General features: G+C 60.5%; 15 protein-coding genes. 12 read left to right on the top strand and 3 right to left on the bottom strand.

Annotated elements, in window-relative coordinates; all coding sequences use genetic code 11:
• Positions 1-187: 187 nt before the first annotated feature.
• The 9 genes from argS (at position 188) to ABIE16_RS20715 (ending at position 10,769) form a co-directional block, all read left to right on the top strand.
• Positions 188-1,924: an arginine--tRNA ligase gene (argS, locus tag ABIE16_RS20755; protein WP_429521829.1), complete on the top strand. Its 1,737-nt coding sequence runs from the start codon at positions 188-190 to the stop codon at positions 1,922-1,924.
• 1 nt (position 1,925) lies between these two features.
• Positions 1,926-2,633, top strand: coding sequence for an SPOR domain-containing protein (locus ABIE16_RS20750; RefSeq protein WP_150726570.1), 708 nt, complete (start codon positions 1,926-1,928; stop codon positions 2,631-2,633).
• A 286-nt stretch (positions 2,634-2,919) separates the two neighbouring features.
• On the top strand, positions 2,920-3,450 hold the full coding sequence (gene hslV / locus ABIE16_RS20745; RefSeq protein ID WP_007975582.1) for an ATP-dependent protease subunit HslV: 531 nt from the start codon (positions 2,920-2,922) through the stop codon (positions 3,448-3,450).
• Between the two features lie 54 nt (positions 3,451-3,504).
• Positions 3,505-4,842 carry an HslU--HslV peptidase ATPase subunit gene (gene hslU / locus ABIE16_RS20740; RefSeq protein WP_340312431.1) on the top strand — a complete coding sequence of 446 codons (1,338 nt, stop codon included), beginning with the start codon at positions 3,505-3,507 and terminating at the stop codon, positions 4,840-4,842.
• Between the two features lie 120 nt (positions 4,843-4,962).
• Positions 4,963-5,340 carry a gamma-butyrobetaine hydroxylase-like domain-containing protein gene (locus tag ABIE16_RS20735; protein WP_150811969.1) on the top strand — a complete coding sequence of 126 codons (378 nt, stop codon included), beginning with the start codon at positions 4,963-4,965 and terminating at the stop codon, positions 5,338-5,340.
• 259 nt (positions 5,341-5,599) lie between these two features.
• A complete protein-coding gene (phaC, locus tag ABIE16_RS20730) occupies positions 5,600-7,279 on the top strand; it encodes a class II poly(R)-hydroxyalkanoic acid synthase (RefSeq protein WP_057712362.1) in 1,680 nt (559 codons plus the stop codon).
• 157 nt (positions 7,280-7,436) lie between these two features.
• Positions 7,437-8,291, top strand: coding sequence for a poly(3-hydroxyalkanoate) depolymerase (gene phaZ / locus ABIE16_RS20725; protein ID WP_057712363.1), 855 nt, complete (start codon positions 7,437-7,439; stop codon positions 8,289-8,291).
• Positions 8,292-8,406: 115 nt separating this feature from the next.
• Positions 8,407-10,089: a class II poly(R)-hydroxyalkanoic acid synthase gene (gene phaC, locus ABIE16_RS20720; RefSeq protein WP_057712364.1), complete on the top strand. Its 1,683-nt coding sequence runs from the start codon at positions 8,407-8,409 to the stop codon at positions 10,087-10,089.
• Between the two features lie 59 nt (positions 10,090-10,148).
• Entirely contained in the window at positions 10,149-10,769 is a 621-nt protein-coding gene (locus ABIE16_RS20715) for a TetR/AcrR family transcriptional regulator (protein ID WP_057712365.1), read from the top strand.
• Between the two features lie 192 nt (positions 10,770-10,961).
• On the opposite strand, the gene ABIE16_RS20710 is transcribed toward ABIE16_RS20715, so the two are convergent.
• The 3 genes from ABIE16_RS20710 to ABIE16_RS20700 form a co-directional block, all read right to left on the bottom strand.
• A complete protein-coding gene (locus tag ABIE16_RS20710) occupies positions 10,962-11,798 on the bottom strand; it encodes a phasin family protein (protein ID WP_090452655.1) in 837 nt (278 codons plus the stop codon).
• 10 nt (positions 11,799-11,808) lie between these two features.
• Positions 11,809-12,231 carry a phasin family protein gene (locus tag ABIE16_RS20705; protein ID WP_057712367.1) on the bottom strand — a complete coding sequence of 141 codons (423 nt, stop codon included), beginning with the start codon at positions 12,229-12,231 and terminating at the stop codon, positions 11,809-11,811.
• A gap of 243 nt (positions 12,232-12,474) precedes the next feature.
• Positions 12,475-12,750: a polyhydroxyalkanoic acid system family protein gene (locus tag ABIE16_RS20700; protein WP_150811973.1), complete on the bottom strand. Its 276-nt coding sequence runs from the start codon at positions 12,748-12,750 to the stop codon at positions 12,475-12,477.
• Positions 12,751-12,905: 155 nt separating this feature from the next.
• Between ABIE16_RS20700 and ubiE the strand changes: the two genes are divergently transcribed.
• From ubiE to ubiB, 3 genes are read left to right on the top strand one after another with little or no spacing between them, the layout of a single operon-like run.
• A complete protein-coding gene (ubiE, locus tag ABIE16_RS20695) occupies positions 12,906-13,676 on the top strand; it encodes a bifunctional demethylmenaquinone methyltransferase/2-methoxy-6-polyprenyl-1,4-benzoquinol methylase UbiE (RefSeq protein WP_007975568.1) in 771 nt (256 codons plus the stop codon).
• The gene (locus tag ABIE16_RS20690; RefSeq protein WP_057712368.1) at positions 13,676-14,299 is read left to right on the top strand and encodes a ubiquinone biosynthesis accessory factor UbiJ; all 624 of its coding nucleotides are present in this window, start codon (positions 13,676-13,678) and stop codon (positions 14,297-14,299) included. Before ubiE ends, ABIE16_RS20690 begins: the two co-directional genes overlap by 1 nt.
• On the top strand, positions 14,296-15,900 hold the full coding sequence (gene ubiB / locus ABIE16_RS20685) for a ubiquinone biosynthesis regulatory protein kinase UbiB (protein WP_057712369.1): 1,605 nt from the start codon (positions 14,296-14,298) through the stop codon (positions 15,898-15,900). The genes ABIE16_RS20690 and ubiB overlap by 4 nt, the downstream gene beginning before the upstream one ends.
• The last annotated feature ends 4 nt before the right edge of the window (positions 15,901-15,904 follow it).

Below are 15,904 nucleotides of genomic sequence, written 5' to 3'. Positions count from 1 at the left end.
TGGAACTAAATTTTGTATCCACCTCAAAACCTGTGGGAGCGAGCTTGCTCGCGATGGGGCCCTAATTGTCACCACACATCCACATCCTGCCTGCTAAGGTTGGCAAGCCCGTCTTCGCAACGGATAATGCCCAGTTTTTCCACCAGCGCATGATGCGCCGCCGCACCTGCGGTCGAAAGAGAAGACCATGAAAGACACCATTCGCCAGCTGATCCAACAAGCCATCACCCAACTCGTCAACGAAGGTGTGTTGCCTGAAGGCCTGTCGCCGGCGATCCAGGTGGAAAACTCCCGCGACAAGAAGAACGGCGATTTCGCCAGCAACATCGCCATGATGCTGGCCAAGCCCGCTGGCATGAAGCCCCGCGACCTGGCGGAAAAAATCATCGCCGCCCTGCCGGCTGACGAAAATGTCGCCAAGACCGAAATCGCCGGCCCGGGCTTCCTGAACTTCTTCCAGAACACCGACGCCCTGGCCGCACGCCTGGACGCGGCCCTGGCCGACACCCACATCGGCGTGCGCAAGGCCGGCCCGGTGCAGCGCACCGTGGTCGACCTGTCGGCGCCGAACCTGGCCAAGGAGATGCACGTAGGTCACCTGCGCTCGACCATCATCGGCGACGGCGTGGCCCGCGTGCTGGAGTTCCTCGGCGACACCGTGATCCGTCAGAACCACGTCGGCGACTGGGGCACCCAGTTCGGCATGCTGATGGCTTACCTGCAGGAAAACCCGATCACCAGCGACGAGCTGTCGGACCTGGAGAACTTCTACCGCGCCGCCAAGCAACGCTTCGACGAATCCGAAGAGTTCGCCGACCGCGCCCGTGGCCTGGTGGTCAAGTTGCAGGCCGGCGACGCCGATTGCCTGGCCCTGTGGACCAAGTTCAAGGACATCTCGCTGTCCCACTGCCAGAAGATCTACGAACTGCTCAACGTTAAACTGACCATGGCCGACGTGATGGGCGAAAGCGCCTACAACGACGACCTGATCAACGTGGTCAACGACTTGAAGGCCGCAGGCATGCTGGTCGAGAGCAACGGCGCCCAATGCGTGTTCCTCGACGAGTTCAAGAACGCCGACGGCGACCCGCTGCCGGTGATCATCGTCAAGGCTGACGGCGGCTACCTCTACGCCACCACCGACCTGGCGGCCGTGCGCTACCGCAGCGGCAAGCTCAAGGCCGATCGTGCGCTGTACTTCGTCGACCAGCGTCAGGCCCTGCACTTCCAGCAAGTGTTCGCCGTGGCGCGCAAGGCCGGTTTCGTGACCCATCCGATGGAAATGGAACACATGGGCTTCGGCACCATGAACGGCGCGGACGGTCGTCCGTTCAAAACCCGTGATGGCGGCACCGTGAAGCTGATCGACCTGCTGACCGAAGCCCAGGAGCGCGCCTACACCCTGGTCAAGGACAAGAACCCGGAACTTGCCGAAGCCGAGTTGCGCAACATCGCCAAGGTGGTGGGCATCGGCGCAGTGAAGTACGCCGACCTGTCCAAGCACCGCACCAGCGACTACAGCTTCAACTTCGACCTGATGCTCAACTTCGAAGGCAACACCGCGCCGTACCTGCTGTACGCCTACACCCGCGTGGCCGGCGTGTTCCGCAAGCTCGGCAAGGACTTCAGTGAAGTCGACGGCCAGATCGTCCTCGAAGCGGCGCACGAACATGAACTGGCGGCGAAGCTCGCGCAGTTTGGCGAAATCCTGAACAACGTGTCCGAAAAAGGCACCCCGCACATCCTTTGCACTTACCTGTACGACGTCGCCGGCCTGTTCTCCAGCTTCTACGAGAACTGCCCGATCCTCGCCGCCGATACCCCGGCACAAATGCAGAGCCGCCTGCGCCTCGCCGCGCTGACCGGACGCACCCTCAAGCAAGGCCTGGAACTCTTGGGCCTGGACACTCTGGAGCGTATGTAAGTTGGCTGCCAAGAAAAAACCTGCACCCAAGCGTGGCGCCAGCCGTTACCAAGCTCCTGCAAAGCAACCGATTCCGGGTTGGTTGTGGATGGTCATCGGCCTCACGGTCGGTGCGTTCCTTGTGTTCTTGATGAAACTGGAGCCGGGCAAGGGCAGCGACACGGTCAAGCGTGAAAAGGTCGAGCAACAGCAGAAAGCCAGCAAGATCGCCGAGGCCAACAAGACCCCGCCGAGCCCGACGCAACCGGTGAAGCCGAAGTACGACTTCTACACCTTGCTGCCGGAATCGGAAGTCATCGTGCCGCCGGATGCCGTGCCGGAAAAAACCCTGCCGACGCCGCAAGTGCCGGCCATCCCGACCACGCCGGTCACCCCGGCCGAAGCGGCGAAGATCGACACCGCACGGGCCCAGGCTGCCTTGGCCGGGATTACTCCGCCTCCTGCACCACCGGTCAAGGCTGCGCCTGTGACGAAGTTTTTCCTGCAGGCTGGCTCGTTCCGCAAAGAGACCGATGCGGACAAGGTGCGGGCGCAGATCATCCTGCTGGGCCAGGCCGTGGCGGTTGAGTCCGGGACGGTGAAGGACGAAACCTGGTATCGGGTTCTGGTCGGGCCGTTCAGCAACCGCGAGCAACTGACCACCGCGCAGAAACAATTGGCGGGCGCAGGCTTCAGCAATTTGTTGTTACAACAACGCCAGAGCCGCTGATCCCTCCCTGTGGGCACCTTGCTTGAGGTTGCCCACAAACCCTGTGGCGAGGGGGCTTGCCCCCGCTGGGGTGCGAAGCGCCCCCAAACCCGGACACCACGTTGCTTCAGACAAATCCCGAATTCCGGTTTGGCGGCCGCTGCGCGACCGAACGGGGGCGAGCCCCCTCGCCACAGTTATTGCACGCCATTCGTCCCCCGCCGCTTCCTTCAGTTGAAATCCTCTCCACCACCCCCATATGAATGGGCATAAGGCATTTTCGCCCCGCTGCGTGGAGACTCTTCCCTTGACCACCATCGTTTCAGTTCGCCGCCACGGCAAAGTCGTCATGGGCGGCGACGGCCAGGTTTCCCTTGGTAATACCGTGATGAAAGGCAACGCGAAAAAAGTTCGCCGCCTGTACCACGGTCAGGTCATCGCCGGTTTTGCCGGTGCCACCGCTGACGCCTTTACCCTCTTCGAACGCTTCGAAGGCCAGCTTGAAAAACACCAGGGTCACCTGGTGCGCGCCGCCGTCGAACTCGCCAAAGAATGGCGCACCGACCGTTCCCTGAGCCGCCTTGAAGCCATGCTCGCGGTCGCCAACAAGGACGCCTCCCTGATCATCACCGGCAACGGCGATGTGGTTGAGCCCGAAGACGGCCTGATCGCCATGGGTTCCGGTGGCGCCTACGCCCAGGCCGCGGCCAGCGCGCTGCTGAAAAAGACCGACCTGTCAGCCCGGGAAATCGTCGAAACCGCCCTCGGTATCGCCGGCGACATCTGTGTATTCACCAACCACACCCAGACCATTGAGGAGCAGGACTGCGCCGAGTAAGCCCGTGCAGCCATCGCACCACGGCTCATTCTTGCTTGAGGTCCACTGAATATTATGTCCATGACTCCCCGTGAAATCGTCCACGAACTCAACCGCCACATCATCGGCCAGGACGATGCCAAGCGCGCCGTCGCCATTGCCCTGCGCAACCGCTGGCGCCGCATGCAACTGCCTGAAGAGCTGCGCGTTGAAGTAACGCCAAAGAACATCCTGATGATTGGCCCGACCGGTGTCGGTAAAACCGAGATCGCCCGTCGCCTGGCCAAACTGGCCAATGCGCCGTTCATCAAGGTCGAAGCGACCAAGTTCACTGAAGTCGGCTATGTCGGCCGCGACGTCGAATCGATCATTCGTGACCTGGCCGATGCAGCGATCAAGCTGCTGCGCGAACAGGAAATCGTCAAGGTTCGCCACCGCGCCGAAGACGCCGCCGAAGAGCGCATCCTCGATGCATTGCTGCCACCGGCGCGCATGGGTTTCAGCAACGACGATGCCCCGACTGCCGATTCCAACACCCGCCAGCTGTTCCGCAAGCGCCTGCGTGAAGGTCAGCTGGATGACAAGGAGATCGAAATCGAAGTCGCCGAAATGGCCGGCGTCGATATCTCCGCGCCACCGGGCATGGAAGAAATGACCAACCAGTTGCAAAGCCTGTTTGCCAACATGGGCAAGGGCAAGAAGAAAGCCCGCAAGCTCAAGGTCAAGGAAGCGCTCAAGCTGGTGCGCGACGAAGAAGCCGGTCGCCTGGTCAACGATGAAGAGTTGAAGGCCAAGGCCCTGGAAGCGGTCGAGCAGCACGGCATCGTGTTCATCGACGAAATCGACAAGGTCGCCAAGCGTGGCAATTCCGGTGGCGTCGATGTGTCCCGCGAAGGCGTGCAGCGCGACCTGCTGCCGCTGATCGAAGGCTGCACCGTCAACACCAAGCTGGGTATGGTCAAGACCGACCACATCCTGTTCATTGCTTCGGGTGCGTTCCACCTGAGCAAGCCGAGCGACCTGGTGCCCGAGCTGCAAGGCCGTCTGCCGATCCGTGTCGAACTCAAGGCCCTGACCCCTGAGGATTTCGAACGCATCCTCAGCGAGCCTCACGCCTCGCTCACCGAGCAATACTGCGCTCTGCTGAAAACCGAAGGCCTGGGCATCGAGTTCCAGCCGAGCGGCATCAAGCGCATCGCGGAGATCGCCTGGCAGGTCAACGAGAAAACCGAAAACATCGGTGCCCGTCGCCTGCACACCCTGCTCGAGCGCCTGCTCGAAGAGGTGTCGTTCAGCGCCGGCGACCTGGCCAGCGCCCATGACGACAAGGTGATCCAGATCGACGCCGACTACGTCAACAGCCACCTGGGCGAATTGGCGCAGAACGAAGACCTGTCCCGTTATATCCTGTAAGCCATACTTGTAGGAGCGAGCCTGCTCGCGATGGTGTGTCAGTCAACATTGATGCAACTGATCGACCATCGCGAGCAAGCTCGCTCCTACAGGGTTCCATCCAAAAACGGAACGGCGCTCATGACCCAACTCCCCACCGACATCAAGCTGCACAAAGCCTCGAAAACCCTGACGCTCAAATACGCGTCCGGCGAGGAGTACACCCTGCCCGCCGAGTTCTTGCGCGTGCACTCTCCTTCCGCCGAGGTCCAGGGCCACGGCAAACCCATCCTGCAATTTGGCAAGATCAACGTAGGACTGACCAAGGTAGAACCCGCCGGTCAGTACGCACTGAAATTGACCTTCGATGACGGCCACGACAGCGGCTTGTTCACCTGGGAATATCTGTACGAGCTGGGGCGACGTTATGACGCACTCTGGGAAGATTATCTGGCCGAGCTAAAAGCCGCCGGAAAAACCCGCGATCCGAACGAATCCGTCGTCAGGCTGATGCTCTAATCCGAGCCTCTTGCTCATTAGAGGGCATTTTCTAATTTCATCTGTTTGAATGCTCCGCTCCAGGGCCGCCGATTGGCCTGCTTGCGAAAAAAATTAAACTCGGGTAACCAATGGAACTGGCAAGTTCCCTGCAGTGCTCTCTGCATTAAAAAAGCAGCGATGCAGTATTAACGGTCACCCCGAGCAGTAGTACCTGGCATTGGCTGTGTGACTACACAGCAGGACCCGGTACTCGTCTCAGGACAATGGAGCGTCGTAGATGAGTAACAAGAATAACGATGACTTGAAGAGTCAAGCCTCGGAAAACACCTTGGGGCTGAATCCTGTCGTTGGACTGCGTGGAAAGGATCTACTGGCTTCTGCTCGAATGGTGCTCAGGCAGGCCATCAAGCAACCGATACACAGCGCCAGGCATGTCGCTCATTTCGGCCTTGAACTCAAGAACGTGCTGCTCGGCAAATCCGAGCTGCTGCCGACCAGCGATGACCGTCGCTTCGCGGATCCGGCCTGGAGCCAGAACCCGCTCTACAAACGTTATCTGCAAACCTACCTGGCGTGGCGCAAGGAACTCCACGACTGGATCGACGACAGTAACCTGCCGGCCAAGGACGTCAGCCGCGGGCACTTCGTGATCAACCTCATGACCGAGGCCTTCGCCCCGACCAACACGGCGGCCAACCCGGCGGCGGTCAAGCGCTTCTTCGAAACCGGTGGCAAGAGCCTGCTCGACGGCCTCTCGCACCTGGCCAAGGACCTGGTGCATAACGGCGGCATGCCGAGCCAGGTCAACATGGGTGCATTCGAGGTCGGCAAGACCCTTGGTGTGACCGAGGGCGCGGTGGTCTTTCGCAACGACGTGCTGGAGCTGATCCAGTACAAGCCGATCACCGAGCAGGTGCATGAACGCCCACTGCTGGTGGTACCGCCGCAGATCAACAAGTTCTACGTTTTCGACCTGAGCCCGGAAAAGAGCCTGGCGCGATTCTGCCTGCGCAACAACATGCAGACCTTCATCGTCAGCTGGCGCAACCCGACCAAGGAGCAGCGCGAGTGGGGCCTGTCGACCTACATCGAAGCGCTCAAGGAAGCGGTTGATGTGGTCACCGCCATCACCGGCAGCAAAGACGTGAACATGCTCGGTGCCTGCTCCGGCGGCATCACCTGCACCGCGCTGCTGGGCCACTACGCGGCAATCGGCGAGAACAAGGTCAACGCCCTGACCCTGCTGGTCAGCGTGCTCGACACCACCCTGGACAGCGACGTGGCCCTGTTCGTCGACGAGCAAACCCTGGAAGCCGCCAAGCGCCAGTCGTACCAGGCCGGTGTACTCGAAGGCCGCGACATGGCGAAAGTCTTCGCCTGGATGCGCCCCAACGACCTGATCTGGAACTACTGGGTCAACAACTACCTGTTGGGCAACGAACCTCCGGTATTCGACATTCTGTTCTGGAACAACGACACCACCCGGTTGCCCGCCGCGTTCCATGGCGACCTGATCGAGATGTTCAAAAGTAACCCGTTGACCCGTGCCGATGCACTGGAAGTGTGCGGTACGCCGATCGATCTGAAGAAGGTCACCGCCGACATCTTCTCGCTGGCCGGCACCAGCGACCACATTACCCCGTGGCGCTCCTGCTACAAGTCGGCGCAACTGTTCGGCGGCAACGTTGAATTCGTACTGTCCAGCAGCGGACACATCCAGAGCATTCTGAACCCGCCGGGCAATCCGAAATCGCGCTACATGACCAGCACTGAAATGCCCGCCAATGCCGATGACTGGCAGGAAGAGTCGACCAAGCACGCCGACTCCTGGTGGCTGCACTGGCAGGCGTGGCAGGCACAGCGTTCGGGCAACCTGAAAAAAGCTCCGCTGAAATTGGGCAACAAGGCCTATCCCGCGGGTGAAGCCGCGCCAGGCACCTATGTGCATGAGCGGTAACTGACACACCTCGACTTCCCTGTGGGAGCGAGCTTGCTCGCGATGACGGTGGCAGGTTTGGCATATGCGCTGACTGACACTCCGCTATCGCGAGCAAGCTCGCTCCCACAAAGGGGTCGAGGAAGAATTTGAGAAAGCGACCCACAGGGCCAGAAGCATGCCGCAACCCTTCATATTCCGTACCGTCGATCTGGATGGCCAGACGCTCCGCACGGCGGTACGCCCCGGCAAGCCTCACTTGACGCCCCTGCTGATTTTCAACGGCATCGGCGCCAACCTGGAGCTGGTGTTCCCGTTCATCGCGGCACTGGACCCGGACCTGGAAGTCATCGCCTTCGACGTACCCGGCGTCGGCGGTTCGTCGACACCAAACCGGCCGTATCGTTTTCCGAGCCTTGCGAAGCTCACAGCGCGGATGCTCGACTATCTCGACTACGGGCAGGTCAACGTCATCGGCGTGTCCTGGGGGGGCGCCCTGGCTCAACAGTTCGCCTACGACTATCCGGAGCGCTGCAAGAAACTCGTGCTGGCGGCAACGGCGGCGGGTGCGGTGATGGTACCGGGCAAGCCGAAAGTGCTGTGGATGATGGCCAGCCCGCGACGCTACATCCAACCGTCCCACGTGATCCGCATTGCGCCGATGATCTACGGCGGCGCTTTCCGTCGCGACCCGACGCTGGCCGCGAGCCATGCGGCCAAGGTGCGTTCAGCGGGCAAGCTCGGATACTACTGGCAGCTGTTCGCCGGCCTCGGCTGGACCAGCATCCACTGGTTGCACAAGATCCGCCAGCCGACCCTGGTACTGGCCGGCGACGATGACCCGCTGATCCCGTTGGTCAACATGCGCTTGCTGGCCTGGCGGATCCCCAACGCCCAGTTGCACATCATCGATGACGGGCATTTGTTCCTGATTACCCGGGCCGAAGCGGTGGCCCCGATCATCATGAAATTCCTGGAAGAGGAGCGCCAGCGCGCGGTGATGCATCCGCGTCCGGCGCCATTGGGCAGCTAAACCGCTGCATCAGCGGCCGGCAGGACGCCACGCCGCGCAACAACCCGTTACAGCGTCTATGGTGTTCTGGTTCGGTGTGTTTGTTTTTAGCCTGAAGACGAAGGAGTGTTGACTCATGCGCGAGAAACCAGCGAGGGATTCCTTACCGACTCCCGCCGCGTTCATCAATGCACAGAGTGCGATTACCGGCCTGCGCGGTCGGGATCTGTTATCGACCCTGCGTAGTGTGGCCGCCCATGGCTTGCGCAATCCGGTGCACAGTGCCCGACATGCCCTCAAACTCGGCGGCCAGCTTGGTCGTGTGCTGCTGGGCGAAACCCTGCACCCGACCAACCCGCAGGACGCTCGCTTCACCGATCCGGCATGGAGCCTCAACCCGTTTTATCGGCGCAGCCTGCAGGCCTATCTTAGCTGGCAGAAACAGGTCAAGAGCTGGATCGACGAGAGCGACATGAGCCCGGACGACCGCGCCCGTGCCCACTTTGCGTTCACCTTGCTCAACGACGCCGTATCACCCTCCAACACCCTGCTCAATCCACTGGCGGTCAAGGAGCTCTTCAATTCCGGCGGTAACAGCCTGGTGCGTGGCATCAGCCATTTGGTGGACGATCTGCTGCACAACGACGGCCTGCCCCGGCAAGTCACCAAGCAAGCATTCGAGGTTGGCAAGACGGTCGCCACCTCCACCGGAGCCGTGGTGTTTCGCAACGAACTGCTGGAGTTGATCCAGTACAAACCGATGAGCGAAAAGCAGTATTCCAAGCCCCTGCTGGTGGTGCCGCCGCAAATCAACAAGTACTACATTTTCGACCTGAGCCCCCACAACAGCTTCGTCCAGTACGCGCTGAAAAACGGCCTGCAAACCTTCATGATCAGTTGGCGCAACCCGGATGTGCGTCACCGCGAATGGGGGCTCTCGACCTACGTGGAAGCGGTAGAAGAGGCCATGAATGTCTGCCGGGCGATCACCGGCGCACGGGAGGTCAACCTGATGGGCGCTTGCGCCGGCGGTCTGACCATTGCCGCGCTGCAAGGACACCTGCAGGCCAAACGGCAGCTGCGCAGGGTGTCCAGCGCAACTTACCTGGTGAGCCTGCTCGACAGCCAGATGGATAGCCCCGCGACGCTGTTCGCCGACGAACAGACCCTGGAAGCCGCCAAACGCCGCTCCTATCAGAAAGGTGTATTGGACGGCCGTGACATGGCCAAGGTCTTCGCCTGGATGCGCCCGAACGATTTGATCTGGAGCTACTTCGTCAACAACTACCTGTTGGGCAAGGAGCCACCGGCGTTCGACATTCTCTACTGGAACAACGACAACACACGCCTGCCGGCCGCCCTGCATGGCGACCTGCTGGACTTCTTCAAGCACAACCCGCTGACTCACCCCGGCGGCCTGGAAGTGTGTGGCACGCCGATCGACTTGCAGAAGGTCACCGTCGACAGCTTCAGCGTCGCCGGCATCAACGATCACATCACGCCGTGGGACGCGGTGTATCGCTCGACGCTGTTGCTCGGTGGCGAGCGGCGCTTCGTGCTGTCCAACAGCGGCCATGTGCAGAGCATCCTCAACCCGCCGAGCAACCCGAAAGCCAACTACGTCGAGAACGGCAAATTCAGCAGCGACCCACGGGCCTGGTACTACGACGCCAAGCGTGTCGATGGCAGTTGGTGGACCCAATGGCTTGGCTGGATTCAGGAACGCTCCGGCGCGCAGAAGGAAACCCACATGGCGCTCGGCAACCAGAACTATCCACCGATGGAGGCAGCACCCGGTACTTACGTGCGCGTGCGCTGACGTTCAACGAGCCACGGCCACTGTCGGCCGTGGCAAGACCCGATCATTAAGAAGACTGGATGAAAACCCGCGACCGGATCCTCGAATGTGCCCTGCAGTTGTTCAATCAGAAGGGCGAACCGAATGTCTCCACCATGGAAGTTGCCAATGAGATGGGCATCAGCCCGGGCAACCTCTACTACCACTTCCACGGCAAGGAGCCTCTGATTCTCGGGCTGTTCGAGCGTTTCCAGGGCGAACTGGCCCCCTTGCTCGATCCACCGGCCGATGCCGAACTGGCACCCGAAGAATACTGGCTGTTCCTGCACCTGATCGTCGAACGCCTGTCCCACTACCGGTTCCTGTTCCAGGATCTGTCGAACCTCGCCGGGCGCCTGCCAAAACTGGCCAAGGGCATTCGCAACCTGCTCAATGCACTCAAGCGCACACTGGCGTCGCTGCTGGCACGATTGAAGGCGCAAGGGCTGCTGGTCAGCGATACCCAGGCACTGGGGCAACTGGTGGAGCAGATCACCATGACGTTGCTTTTCTCACTGGACTATCAGCGGATTCTTGATCGTCAGGGCGAAGTGCGATTGGTGGTTTACCAGATCATGATGCTGGTGGCGCCGCACCTGCTGCCATCGATGAAGGCCGCGACCGAACAGATGGCGATGGAGTACCTGGAAGACCACGAATAACCCTGACACCCACCAACCCTGTGGGAGCGAGCTTGCTCGCGATGGCGGCGGATCAGCCAACATCAATGTTGAATGTGATGGCCTCATCGCGAGCAAGCTCGCTCCCACATTGGGCTTGTGTCGGTCAGAGATTCGCACACAAACAAAAACGCCCGACCTTCACAGGCCGGGCGTTTTCTTGAGCCCTGAAAATCAGGACTGACTGGTTGGCGTCGATGGAGCTGGCGCGACAGTCGGGGTGACCGCAGGGGTCGGTGCGGTAGCGGAGTTCGAAGCGCTGACCGGAGCTGCCGGCGTTGCCGGTTTGGCAGCTGCCACTGCTGGTTTTGGCGCGACGGCCTTTGGAACTGCAGGCTTTTTCACCGCTGGTTTTTTCGCCGCAGCGGGTTTGGCCGCTGCAGTTTTCGCTGCAGGCTTGGCGGCCGGTTTAGCCGCTGGTTTGGCGGCGGCTTTTGCAGCCACCGGCTTGGCTGCAGGTTTGGCTGCGGCCGGTTTGGCGGCTGCAGTTTTAGCCGCAGGCTTGGCAGCAGGTTTAGCCGCTGCTTTTGCCAGTGGCTTGGCTGCGGTTTTGGCAGCAGGTTTGGCTGCCGCGGTTTTCGCCGCAACAGGCGCAACCTTGGCACCGGTCAGTTTTTCGATTTGCTTGGTCAGGGTTTCGACCTTGCTGTGCAGTGCCTTGACCTCGTTGCGGCTCGGTACGCCCAGACGCGAAATGGCGCTGTTCAGACGCTTGTCGAAAGCACCTTCCAGCTCATCCCACTTGCCCAGTGCGCGATCTTTCACGCCGCTGATGCGCGACTTGGCCGAAGAAGCGGAGTCCTTGGCGGCGTCGACAGTCTTGCCAACAGCGCTCTTGGTGAGCTTCTCGGCTTTCTCGCCGTCCTTAACCAATGCATCGAAGAGTTTGCTGCCGTCAGTGTCGATCTTCGAGTACACGCCTAAACCAGCCAGCCAGATTTTTCGGGAGTAATCTTCAACCTTCCCGATCCACGAGCTGCCTTCTTTTTCGGTTTTCTTTTTAACAGCCATCCCGTTCTCCTTAAGATTTACGCGCGACACGTTCGAGCAATGCCGTCAGCTCATCGAGCTTAGCAGAGAGTGTCTCAACGTCATGTTTAGACGGAATACCGATACGATTCAAGGTACTTGCGACACGCGTGTCGAACGCCTTCTCGACCTTGTCGAGTTGAACCTCGACCTTGCCTTTGAAAGTGCTGACTTCACTCTTGGCTTCATCGATCTCGGCATTGGCCGCTTCAAGCTTCTCAGCGACTACCTTTTTGCCTTTCTTTTCAACAACCTGACCAGCCTTGATCAGCTCTTGAAAGTACTCGCTGCCCTCTTGGCCGACCTTGGCGTAGGCACCCAGGCCTGCCAGCCAGATCTTGCGGGCATAGGATTTGACGTCGCCCAGCGTGCCGGTAGACGGGTCGATTTTTTTCTTCAAAATAACTTTGGCCATGGTGCACCTCACGCGCAGAAGGTTTGAGGAACTGCCCGGGAAAGTGTCGGGCTCTGGCACAAAGTAGGGAGAAAAATTAGAAACGGCACCCTAACAACTGACATAAACAGTAGAGGCACCACAAAACAAATGTGGGAGCGGGCTTGCTCGCGAAGGCAGTGTGTCAGTCGACATAGATGCTCAATGACATACCGCTTTCGCGAGCAAGCCCGCTCCCACAGGGGATGTGATTTCATTCGGAAATCAGGCCAGGGCCTTGTCGAGCGCCTTTTCGATTTCCGCTTTGATCATGCCGCTCATGGCCGACATCATCAGGCCCAGTTCCACGTCGACCTTGATCGAATCTTCACTGACATGCACCGCACCCTTCACACCCGAGCGCTTGAGGTTGAGGGTGTCGCCGGACCACTGCGGCTCCAGGCCATACTGGTCGGAAAGTTTCTGCGCCAGCTTGTCGGCCTTCTCGCGAGCCGCTTCCTTACCCAGGCCATGGGCACGTTCAACACTAATACGGGCCATCAAATGACTCCTGCTTTATGGATGCTTTCCCGAGGCATCTTGACCTCTGCTGCGTCAAAACGTCCCGATGGTTGCCCATCTTACCTTCAGCCTTGCCAAGACAAAGCATGCCTTGGGGATTAGAATGTCGCGCATTCTCTTTTGGTGACAGCGATATGACTGATCAGCGCAAAGGCAGCGATGCCGAACCCACCACTCACTTCGGCTTCAAAAACGTTCCGGAAAGCCAGAAAGCGGAAAAAGTCGCTGAGGTTTTCCACTCGGTAGCCGCCAAGTACGACCTGATGAACGACCTTCTGTCGGGCGGCATGCACCGTCTGTGGAAGCGTTTCGCGATCGAACTGTCGGGCGTTCGTGCCGGTAACCGCGTGCTCGACATCGCCGGCGGCACTGGCGACCTGACCAGAAAATTCTCGCACCTGGTAGGCCCTACCGGCCAGGTCGTGTTGGCCGACATCAACGAATCCATGCTCAAGGTCGGTCGTGACCGCCTCCTGGACCTCGGTGTGGCCGGCAACGTCGAATTCGTCCAGGCCGATGCGGAAAAACTGCCGTTCCCGGACAACCATTTCGACTGCGTGACCATCGCCTTCGGCCTGCGCAACGTGACCCACAAGGAAGATGCCCTGCGCTCGATGCTGCGCGTGCTCAAGCCGGGTGGCCGCTTGTTGGTACTGGAGTTCTCTAAGCCGACCAACGCACTGATGTCCAAGGCCTACGATGCTTACTCGTTCGCCTTCATGCCGCTGATGGGCAAGCTGATCACCAACGACTCGGAAAGCTATCGCTACCTGGCCGAATCGATCCGCATGCACCCGAACCAGGAAACCCTGAAGTCGATGATGGTCGAGGCCGGTTTCGACCGCGTGACCTATCACAACATGACCGCAGGCATCGTTGCCCTGCACCGCGGCATCAAGCCCTGATGTTGCTCGCCGGCCTGCTCGCCAGCGTTGAACTCGGCCTGAACCGGGTGCTGCGTCTCGACAGCACGGCGCTGCCGCGGCTGGCGCATTTGACCGGCAAGGTGATTGCCGTCGATTGCCGCAGCCCGGTGCTGCAACTGTTCATCCTGCCCAGCGACGAAGGCCTGATGCTCGCCTCCCAGTGGGAAACCGGCGCCGACTGCACCTTGCGCGCACCTGCCTCGAGCCTGTTGAAACTGGCGATGAGCAAGGACAAGACCTCGGTCCTGCACGCCCCTGAAGTCGAACTCGACGGCGACAGCGGCGTGCTGCTGGAACTGGCGGCGATCCTCCAGGACCTGGAGCTGGATTGGGAGTACGAACTCTCGCGCTGGCTCGGCCCGGTGGCCACGCAACTGGTCGGCGGTCACCTGCGCAGCCGCGCCCGCTGGTATCAGCAAGGGTTCGCCAGCCTCAACCAGAACCTGGGCGAATACCTGGCCGAAGAATCGCGCACCCTCGTCGGCCAGCGCGAAGCCGAAGCCCGATTCAGTGAGCTGGACCAGATCAAGCTCGATCTTGAACGTCTCGAGGCGCGTTTCGAGCGCCTTTCCCGATCCCTCGACCCAAGCGATAACGCATGAAGCTGCTTGCCGTCCGCCGTCTGTTGCGCATCCAGCGCGTCGTGATCCGCTACCGCCTCGATGACCTGCTGTTCGCCCTGCCGCTGCCCTGGTTCTTGCGGGCGCTGCGTTACGCCTTGCCGTGGCGCTGGTTCCCGCGCAAGACCCTGGACCTGAGCCGTGGCGCGCGTTTGCGCCTGGCGTTGCAGGACCTGGGGCCGATCTTCATCAAGTTCGGGCAGATCCTGTCCACTCGCCGCGACCTGTTGCCCGAGGACATCGCCGACGAACTGATGAAGCTGCAGGACCGCGTACCGCCATTCGACTCGCAGGTGTCGGTCAAGCTGATCGAAGAACAGCTGGGCAAGAAAATCAGCGAAGTCTTCAGCCGTTTCGACGTCGAACCGCTGGCCTCGGCCTCAGTGGCGCAGGTGCACGCCGCGCAACTGAAAACCGGTGAAGAAGTGGTGGTCAAGGTGATCCGCCCGGGCCTCAAACCGGTGATTGCCCAAGACCTGGCGTGGCTGTTCATCCTCGCCCGCGCCGCCGAAAAACTCTCGGCCGATGCACGCCTGCTGCACCCGGTGGACGTGGTCAGCGATTATGAAAAAACCATCTACGACGAACTCGACCTGCTGCGCGAGGCGGCCAACGCCAGCCAGTTGAAGCGCAACTTCGACGGCTCGCCGCTGCTGTACGTCCCGCAAGTCTATTGGGACTGGTGCCGGCCGAAAGTGCTGGTGATGGAACGCATCTACGGTATTCAGGTTACCGATCTGGCGACTCTGGCCGACCAGCGCACGGACATGAAAATGCTCGCCGAGCGTGGCGTGGAGATTTTCTTCACCCAGGTGTTCCGCGACAGTTTCTTCCACGCCGACATGCACCCCGGCAACATTTTCGTCAGCACCGTGAATCCGTGGAGCCCGCAGTACATTGCGATCGACTGCGGCATCGTCGGCAGCCTGACCCCGGAAGACCAGGACTACCTGGCACGCAACCTGTTCGCCTTCTTCAAGCGCGATTACCGTCGCGTGGCGCAGTTGCACATCGATTCGGGCTGGGTGCCGGCGGAAACCAAGCTCAACGAATTCGAAGCGGCGATCCGTACCGTGTGCGAGCCGATCTTCGAAAAACCGTTAAAAGATATTTCCTTCGGTCAGGTGCTGATGCGCCTGTTCCAGACTGCGCGCCGCTTCAACATGGAAGTGCAGCCACAGTTGGTCCTGCTGCAAAAAACCCTGTTGAACATCGAAGGCCTGGGCCGCCAGCTGTACCCGGACCTCGATCTGTGGAACACCGCTCAGCCATTCCTCGAACGCTGGATGCGCGAGCGGGTCAGCCCCAAAGCCCTGCTCGGCAACGTGCACAGCCAATTCGAACAGATCCCGCACCTGGCCAACATGGCCCGCGACCTGCTCGAACGCATGTCCCAACCCCACGCCTACGACCCGCCGCCACCGTGGCGTCGACGCCGTGACGACTGGTTCCTGCGCCTGCTCGGTACGGCCCATCTGGCCGGTGGCGCCGTCCTTGCCGCTGGCGGACCGCTGAACCAGTTGGCCTATTGGCCGGCGGGAATCATGATGGCGGTCGGTTTGTATCTGGTCGTGCGCCGATAGCCAG

This window comes from Pseudomonas sp. 2725 (assembly GCF_050434585.1).
GTDB classification, from domain to species: domain Bacteria; phylum Pseudomonadota; class Gammaproteobacteria; order Pseudomonadales; family Pseudomonadaceae; genus Aquipseudomonas; species Aquipseudomonas jessenii.
This window is presented reverse-complemented; position numbering and strand designations above follow the sequence as displayed.